We start from the raw sequence: 8,574 nt of genomic DNA on the forward strand, positions 1-8,574 counted from the left end.
CGACGCCCGGCGAACCGGGCGCTCCTGTTATGCGTATTGTTGGATGACGGCCAGAACGTCCGCCACGTTGTGTTTTGTCTCGATAATCCACCAGTTGCCCGGGAAATCGCTGTTCTTCGCCTTCGCTGGCAGCCAGCGAGCGCCGAATTTTTCCTTGATTGCGTCTTTAGCACGGAAAAGAACGCCTTTCATGCCGGACGCCTCCTGAAGCCCAAATACCTCACCAGCTGCGAATTTTGGTGCGTACATCATCTTCAGGTCGGCGGTGGATACGCGATAATTCAGACCAAGAGACTGAGCTATGCTGGTGGCATCACCCTGTATTGATGATAACTCTTCTTGTTTCTCGTTTCTGGCGGCAATTTCTTCCTCCGTGATGTTGCCTAGGGCCAGGTTTATCCGATCAGCGTCGGCCTGTTTCTCTTCATCGGTGCGCCCGGCAAGAACCGTGTTAATTCTCTGCAATATCTCAACATGATTCTTGCGCATGCTAAGCAATTCCGGCGTAACCTCGTTAAGGTCCACCAGCCCAAGGATGGCAAGGTCGGAAAACATTGATACCAGGTTGTAGGTCATGCGATAGCTGAGTTGCCCATAGGCTGATGGCAACTGCACCGCATCCATTTGATAGGCATCCATAAATTTAGAGCCGTCGTTTACGACATCCGCAATTGCCGGTGTGATTTTCCCTGTGGTGGCGGCCTCCCTGATTGCTGTTACCCACGATTGAGTCAGCGCGGCGACTGCATGATTCAGATTGGCTTTCCGTTCTGCTGCAATACGCGCGCTTGCAGCGTCCATTGCCTGCTTGATCTCGTCTTTATTGCTGTAAATGCCAATGGTGCCAAACTGTGCTGTGGTGATCTCATAATCTGACGCCCGGAACTCATGGGTACCGAAAATGGCATTGGTGACCTCAAGTTCAGAATCCCCGTTACGAGTAGCCCCCTGGCTTGTTTTCTCCGGCATTCTGGCGATCGCATCCGCTATTTTCTCCTGAATTGCTTCAGGGGATAGCGTATCTCCGTATGACGCGATTACTTCGCCATAATTGGAGCCAAACAGTTCAGTCAGGAATACTTCTGCCAAACGGACCTGGCGGTTATTCCCTTCCGACATCATACCAAGCACCCATTTTGCAATTGACGACTTCAGCGCGCCGTCACGGCGATCCGGGTAAACCGCATGCTTCAGTGGGTCCGTATAGGTACCAACAAAATCAATGCTATAGCCTGACTCTGTAGTCTGAACGCCGTATGAGTCAGTGATTTTGATCATGCCGCGCTGCTGGAAACGGTAGAAATCGTCACAGGAAATGATGTCGTTAATCCCGGCGATGGAGACGCCACCACTGATTTTCTGCATAACAGCATCTTCATCGGGAGTTACATCCACCTGTTTATCCAGCGTCTTCACATCCCAGTTACCCGATTTGGTGCCTTTGAAGGTAAAGATGATCTCCACGTCTGCGCGCTGGCTGTCGAAGTCCAGCGACTTAATGCGAACGATATCACCGGCACAATCGTAGTATTGGCCTACACGCCATGAGCGATCGCCGATAACAAGGAACTCATTCGCATGGTTAACCAGATCAGGATCAACATCCAGAATGCCTTTATTTATTGCATCCTCCACCAGCGGGCGCAGGCGTTTGATATCCGTCGCGGCCTTCTGAGTACGGTTCAATAATTTCTCATAGCGGGAGATGGCTTGAGTGATATTAGCCTTGCGCTGAATGGCGCTTTTCAACGACGCGCGATAATGTGCTAACAACGTACGGTCTGTGTGATGGACGCTACCCCAGCGGGCCTTCCAGTCTGCATTATCAGCTGCTTTGGCCATTACCGCCTGTTTAAATTTAGCTACCTCGGCGGTGGTCTTTTCAAGTTCCGCTTTACTTCGCTCTAATTCAGCGGTAAGAGCCGCAACATCCTCGCCAGCTGCATGTTGCGCCTTGATGTAGTTCTGAAGGTCGATAGCGGCCTGTTCTTTCTGGCGGGCGCGTTGCGCGGCTTTCGCCTTATCCATTTGAACCTGCATCATTGCCAGACGTTCGCCATCATCCTTAGCGGTATACATCTGCATTTCGATCATATCGTTGGCGTCGGCGTTCTCCATTTCTGACTTATCTGAACGGAGGATATCGGAGATCCAGCCTGCTTTACGCTTCAGCGTCTTCAGTCGGTATTCATCGAAAGAACCCTTGCCGCAGTAGTAATGAACGCGAACGCTTGCACGGTTGGAGCCAACTCGGGCACCGCGACCGTTACGCTGTGCGACACTGGCTGGTGTCCATGGCAACGTCAGATGATGGATGTCAGTCGTTCCTCGATGCAGGTTGATACCCACCTCTGCCTTTTTGTTGCAGATGATGATCGGAGTCCGGCCCTCCTGGAAGTCGGCTGCAATCTTTTCCAGACCGCCCAACGACATTTCATTTTGCTGCGCGATATAGGCGTCATACAGAGCCATTTGCTCGTTGTATTTCGCTATCTGTGCATCTGTTGGTTCATCCGGTAACTCTTTCGGCGGTTTAACCGCTTTCAGTTTCTTACCGGTTTTACCTGCCTCGGCAACCGTCTGAGCATTCAGGATCCTTACCTTTGAAGGTTCAAGGTTAAGAGCATTGCAGATAATGCGCTTGAGCTTCTGGTGCTGCGTTTTTTCGTCGGTGAAGATGATTTGCTTCCCTTCCGGGAAAAACTCCTTCAGCGTGGCAATCAGCTTCGCGTATTTGGGCGTAACGGGGTGAGTTACGGTCTGTTCGTCAATGCCAAACCTGGCCAGGCGCTTATTCACTTCCTGCTCGAACGCTTCCGGAACCTGCAACTGAATAAACTCGCCCTTATCTATCAGGGAGTATTGCGATTGCTGCGTGATTGAATCATCACTGTCGTCGTCTTCGCTGGTGGCTTGTTTAGGCAAACTGTCCGCCAGCTGCTGCACCGCATCGGCGTACTCCGGCAGGAAACGATAGGTGATCCGGCGATAGTACAGGTCCATGTCAGTACATACGCGGTCCATATCCCTGATTATTGAGAAGATCGGACGGGCTTTCTCGTGCTCAATCACTCCGTCTTCATCGACCGAGGTCGTTACGCCATTGTTGGCTTTGGCCACCGCTTCCGCCTGCTGGCGTAATTCTTCATACGCCGCCAGTTGTTCTTCAGTAAGTGGTGCATCCTGCTGGTGTTCGTCCAGTTCCGGGATCTCCACGGTATCCTTAACGTCTTCCGCCGTTTTAAGCGTTGTCCAGCGATGGAATATGCCGCGCAGCGCATCAAGGTTTTCAAAGCCCACCAGCGCCATTTTTTCTTCAACTTCACCGCTGATTTTCTGTACCGTTTCCAGCCTGGTCTTGCCGAAGAATTTAACGAAGTCATCAGGACCGTAGATCCCCATCTTCTGCCAGTATTCCTTCGGCAGCACATGAGAAAGCATGTTGTATGCATCGATCGGGGTGTTAACGACTGGCGTTGCAGTCAGGAGAACCGGTCCGCGCCCACCATTCTTTTTCATCAGGTACGCGTTTTTAATTGCCATATCCCGCGCCGATTGCGCCACCGCGCTGGTGGGCAGATAGGCCAGTTGTGACGCTTCGCGACCATTTTTATAGCTATTGCGGTAGTTGTGACCTTCGTCAGCGATCACACTATCGAAGCCCATATCCTCAAAGTACGGATACTTCTCTGCTTTTTCGGTACCGGTATCTGAATACTCCGACAATACCCGGCGACGCGCGGCCTCTTTGCGGTGGGAGTCGGAGTCCATTGCGCTGGCTACGCGCCCGGCGGCAACGAAGTCATAAAGCATATCCTGTGCATGCTCATCTACGGTGTCATCACGTAGCGGAGTGCGGGCGTATTGTTCTTTGGTAAACACGACTGCACGGTAATTTGAGTGCGGGATCGCGTTCATCCGCGCCGTGATAGTGGCTTCATCTGCCAGTTTTAGGGCATCGCGCATAACTGGAGTGCCATCAGTACCAAGAACAGGAGCACCTCCCACGCTAACGCGCGGGCCCCGAATCTCACCGTTCTGAAACCACAACAAAAAAACATCAGGAATAAAAAACACCACACAAACACAGCACTGTACCCCCCCTCATAACTGAAAAGCGCCGCCGCCCCCGCCCGAAGGGCGGGAACAACATCGCTTTTAATTATGAATGTTGTAAGTACATTGTCATCGCTGTCAGTCTTCTGGCTGGAAGTCCTCAGTGGGGTCAGTTTGGAGATCGGAAATTTTTGTACGTTAAGCACATTATTTAACCAATTCGGATACGTAAGTGATTGATTTATCGTCATTGGCTATCGCTTTTAGGTTGTCGCTCTTGCTGTATCGCATTTAGGTTATCCGATTAAGACAAAATCCCCTGAAAACGCTGTATAGCGCGGGAGTACACCCTATTGCTACAGGTAAGCCTGTTCAAAAAACAGGCTTACCGTACAATAATTCTCTATATCCAAACTGACCCCAAGAAGGACACCTTCAGCGCGGCCGTGGTCGGTTCGCCGGTAAAGTAGGCTTTACCCTCGCTCTCATTCCACTTGTTCTTCACAGGGTCGTAGCCGCGGTTAAGCACGCTGATGCCGCCGTCGCTGCGCTTGCCGTAGGTGGCGGTAACCTGCTCTAGGCCGCGTTCAAAGCGGTTTTCCAGGCGAGCGACTTCGTACCATTTGCCAAGATAGCGGCTGGCGTCAAAACCGGAAATGGGCTGCACGCCCTTCGGTGGGGTAGGGGATTTACAGGCTACCAGCGTCAGGGCAATGGCAACACCGGTCACAACAGGCCATAGCTTCATGAGAATTCCTTTCATTTGCACGGTTGGAAATTAAGTGTAGTGCACCGCGGCGGCGCTTCATCCCATCCGCGAAAATTCGTAGTATATTGAGAGTATTCCTCAACTCTGGACACGGACATGGCTTACTCCATCGGCGAATTCGCCAGACTCAGCGGGATCACCGCCACCACGCTGCGGGCCTGGCAGCGGCGCTACGGCTTACTCAAGCCTCAGCGCACGGAGGGCGGCCACCGCCAGTACAGCGATGAGGACGTCCAGCAGGCGCTAAAAATCCTCGACTGGGTAAAAAAAGGCGTCCCGATTGGCCAGGTCAAACCGCTGCTGGAGCGCCCTACGTCGCGCCTGACCAACAACTGGCTCACGCTGCAGCAGAGCATGTTACAGCGCCTGCAGGACGGCAAAATCGAGTCCCTGCGTCAGATGATTTACGACGCAGGACGCGAGTACCCAAGACCAGAACTGGTCGCGAACGTGCTGCGTCCGCTGCGCAGTCAGGTGTCGGCAAACGTCGCCGCCGCCATGACCCTGCGGGAGATCCTCGACGGCATCATCATCGCCTACACCTCGTTTTGCTTGGAAGGCGATAAAAAAGCGCCGGGCGACAACATCCTGCTCAGCGGCTGGAACCTGAATGACCCGTGCGAAGTCTGGCTCGAAGCCTTAACCCGCACCGGGCAAGGCCACCGTATCGATATTTTACCCACGCCGCCCGCCACGCTGGCCCCGGAGATTTTCCCGGACCGCCACTGGCTTCTGGTCACGCGCGGTAAACTCACCGCCGCGCGCAAAAAGCAGATCGAGCAGTGGCAGCAGCAGGTATCGCTTGAAGTGATTATCCTCTAATCATTTTCTCCTGCGGGAATCTTCACGAAAAGTTGAATATTTTCCCGCGCCACAAATGCTAACGTTTTCCTGTGACCGACAACCCCACAGGAAAACACAATGAAAAAAACTGCCTCTCTGCTGATGCTGACCACCCTGGCCTTTGCCCCTGCCGCCTTTAGCGCCCCTGCCGGCACGCTGAGCGTACACATTCTTGACCAGCAAACCGGGATGCCGCCATCGGACGTTACCGTCACGCTGGAAAAACAGCAGCAGGACAAATGGACCCCAATTGCCAGCGGCAAAACTGACCATGACGGCCGCATCAAATCGCTTTATCCGGAGGATCAGGATATGCAGCCCGGCGTCTATAAAGTGGCCTTTAAAACCGCAGATTACTTCCACGGGAAGAAGCTGGACTCCTTCTTCCCGGAGATCCCGGTGCTGTTCACCGTAACCCGGACCAACGAAAAGCTGCACATCCCTCTCCTGCTGAGCCAATACGGTTATTCAACTTACAAGGGCAGTTAAGAAACGTTGATTTTAAAGGCAAATAAAAAATAATTCCGCTAATACTTGGACAAATTAGTTATGTTGTGTAAGTTTTAAAGAGAAGAACGGGAGGACCACACCATGACAACAAAACCTGTGCTCGGTATTAGCGGATGTTTGACCGGGTCTGCCGTTCGCTTCGACGGCGGACACAAGCGTATGGGCTTTGTCATGGATGAACTGGCCCAGTGGGTGAGTTTCAGGCCCGTCTGCCCGGAAATGGCGATTGGCCTGCCGACGCCACGCCCGGCCATACGCCTGACGCTGACGGACAGCGGCGAAACGCAGCTCCGCTTCAGCAAGCCGCCCCATGATGATATAACGCAGAAAATGGCCGACTTTACGGCGGACTATCTGCCAAAAATCGGCGATCTGTCGGGATTTATCGTCTGCGCGAAATCGCCAAGCTGCGGCATGGAACGCGTGCGGCTATATGATGAAAACGGCAACCGGGGCCGCAAGGAGGGTGTCGGGCTGTTCACCGCCGCCCTGCTTGAAACCTACCCGTGGCTGCCCGTGGAGGAAGACGGTCGGCTGCACGACCCGGTGCTGCGGGAAAACTTTATCGAGCGGGTATTTGCCCTGCACGAGCTGAACACGCTGCGCGCTAAAGGCCTGACGCGCCGCGCGCTGCTGGATTTCCACAGCCGCTATAAATTGCAGCTTCTGGCGCACCATCAGGCGGGCTACCGCGAGATTGGCCCGTTCGTTGCGTCGCTGCATGAATGGGAAGATCTGGACGCGTTCTTCGTGGCGTACCGCGAAAAGCTGATGACCATCCTGAAAAAGCCCGCCTCGCGGAAAAACCATACCAACGTGCTAATGCATATCCAGGGCTATTTCCGTAACCAGCTGAACAGCCGCCAGCGCGTCGAGCTGCGCGATGTGATCCTGCACTATCGCGACGGGCTGCTACCCATCCTCGCGCCGTTGACGCTACTGAAACACTACATGGCCGAATACCCTGACCGGTATCTGATGACGCAAAACTACTTTGATCCCTATCCTGATGATTTGGGTCTGCGTCTGGCAGTAACCTGACGATAAAAATGCGAAGGCCCGTTTGACCCACAGAGGCCCAAAGCAGTACCCCGTTTAGACGACACCCTCACTGTCGTCTCTTTTTTGCATTCCACACAAAAGACTGTAATTATGTACAGGATTGTAACGCAAAAAGGGACTGCCTGTGATCACCACCCTGCACATTCAAAACTACCGCTCGATTCGCGAAATGTCGCTGGAGCTGGAACAGCTCAACATCGTCTTTGGCCCAAACGGCACCGGAAAATCCAATATCTACAAGGCGATCCACCTGATGCACAGCGCCGCACAGGGGCAGTTTTCGCAGGCACTGGCGAACGAGGGTGGGATTTTAAAAGTGTTCTGGGCAGGCAAAACCCGCAGCGACCAGCTGCGGCGGATGAATTTGGCCGTTGAAACCGAAACCTACGAATACGAGCTGCAGGTAGGCTTTGTCGAAAAACTGCCTTACCCCTCACAGTTTCAACTCGATCCGGTGATCAAAGAAGAGTCCATCTGGCTGAGTGGTCAATACCGCCGCCCGTCGTCACAGCTGATGAAGCGTAAAAATCAGGCCGTATTTCTGAACAACGTGCATCACGAGAAAGTCACCCACAGCGGCACGCTGTATGAGAACGAATCGGTGTTCGGCCAGCTTGGCGAGCCGCATCTTTACCCGGAAGTGTCGCAGATGCGCGAGTCGCTGCGTAACTGGCGCTTTTATCAGGAGTTTTCTGTATCAATCGGCTCGGCCATGCGCGCGCCTCAGGTCGGTTTCCGCTCCCCAGTGCTGGCCAGCGACGGCGCAAACCTGGCGGCGGCGTTTCAGACCATCGTGGAAATTGGCGACGAGCTGCTGCTGATGCGCATCCTCGACCAGGCCTTCCCCGGCTGCGTGTTTTACAGCGACAACACCGGCGGACGCTTCCGGATGATGATGCAGCGTGAAGGGCTAAGCAGACCGCTGGAGCCGGCGGAATTCTCCGACGGCACTCTGCGTTTTCTGTGCCTGGCGGTGGCGCTATTAAGCCCGCGTCCACCGGCCTTTATCGCCCTCAACGAACCGGAAAACAGCCTGCATCCGCAGATGCTGCCCGCGCTGGCGAGCTTAATCGCCGAGGCCAGCCGCTACTCGCAAATTTGGCTGACCAGCCACTCGCCGGAACTGGCGAATTTAATTGAGAAACAGAGATCGTTTTCGCTGTATCAGCTGTCGATGGTGGAAGGAGAAACGAAGGTGGAGAGGCTGGGGTAGTCTCCCAGAGGGCACTGTTGCAAAGTTAGCGATGAGGCAGCCTTTTGTCTTATTCAAAGGCCTTACATTTCAAAAACTCTGCTTACCAGGCGTATTTCGCCCAGGGGATCACCATAATAAA

General features: G+C 53.7%; 5 protein-coding genes and 1 pseudogene. 4 read left to right on the top strand and 2 right to left on the bottom strand.

The features are described 5' to 3' along the window. Window positions 1–27 precede the first annotated feature (27 nt). Window positions 28–3,918 (bottom strand): helicase-related protein, encoded by a 3,891-nt coding sequence (locus ACJHXB_RS23805; protein WP_232580421.1) that lies wholly within the window; start codon window positions 3,916–3,918, stop codon window positions 28–30. Between the two features lie 556 nt (window positions 3,919–4,474). After that, window positions 4,475–4,804, bottom strand: a pseudogene (locus tag ACJHXB_RS23810) (lipocalin family protein); the annotation flags it as partial. Between the two features lie 117 nt (window positions 4,805–4,921). On the opposite strand from ACJHXB_RS23810, the gene ACJHXB_RS23815 reads away from it, so the two are divergent. From ACJHXB_RS23815 to ACJHXB_RS23830, 4 genes are all read left to right on the top strand, one after another. Continuing rightward, window positions 4,922–5,647, top strand: coding sequence for a MerR family transcriptional regulator (locus ACJHXB_RS23815; protein ID WP_000331736.1), 726 nt, complete (start codon window positions 4,922–4,924; stop codon window positions 5,645–5,647). Between the two features lie 99 nt (window positions 5,648–5,746). Beyond that, window positions 5,747–6,157, top strand: a complete 411-nt coding sequence (gene uraH, locus ACJHXB_RS23820; RefSeq protein ID WP_000750473.1) for a hydroxyisourate hydrolase — start codon at window positions 5,747–5,749, stop codon at window positions 6,155–6,157. Between the two features lie 102 nt (window positions 6,158–6,259). After that, window positions 6,260–7,219 carry a YbgA family protein gene (locus ACJHXB_RS23825; RefSeq protein WP_000208728.1) on the top strand — a complete coding sequence of 320 codons (960 nt, stop codon included), beginning with the start codon at window positions 6,260–6,262 and terminating at the stop codon, window positions 7,217–7,219. 145 nt (window positions 7,220–7,364) lie between these two features. Continuing rightward, window positions 7,365–8,453 (top strand): AAA family ATPase, encoded by a 1,089-nt coding sequence (locus tag ACJHXB_RS23830; protein WP_000633445.1) that lies wholly within the window; start codon window positions 7,365–7,367, stop codon window positions 8,451–8,453. The last annotated feature ends 121 nt before the right edge of the window (window positions 8,454–8,574 follow it).

The organism is Escherichia sp. WS3227_2 (assembly GCF_046486495.1).
GTDB lineage: Bacteria > Pseudomonadota > Gammaproteobacteria > Enterobacterales > Enterobacteriaceae > Escherichia > Escherichia coli.

Bases quoted from the DNA above. Each gene is read 5' to 3' on its own strand.
- ACJHXB_RS23815 (WP_000331736.1), top strand. From the start codon at position 4,922: ATGGCTTACTCCATCGGCGAATTCGCCAGACTCAGCGGGATCACCGCC.
- uraH (WP_000750473.1), top strand. From the start codon at position 5,747: ATGAAAAAAACTGCCTCTCTGCTGATGCTGACCACCCTGGCCTTTGCC.
- ACJHXB_RS23805 (WP_232580421.1), bottom strand. From the start codon at position 3,918: ATGAACGCGATCCCGCACTCAAATTACCGTGCAGTCGTGTTTACCAAA.
- ACJHXB_RS23825 (WP_000208728.1), top strand. From the start codon at position 6,260: ATGACAACAAAACCTGTGCTCGGTATTAGCGGATGTTTGACCGGGTCT.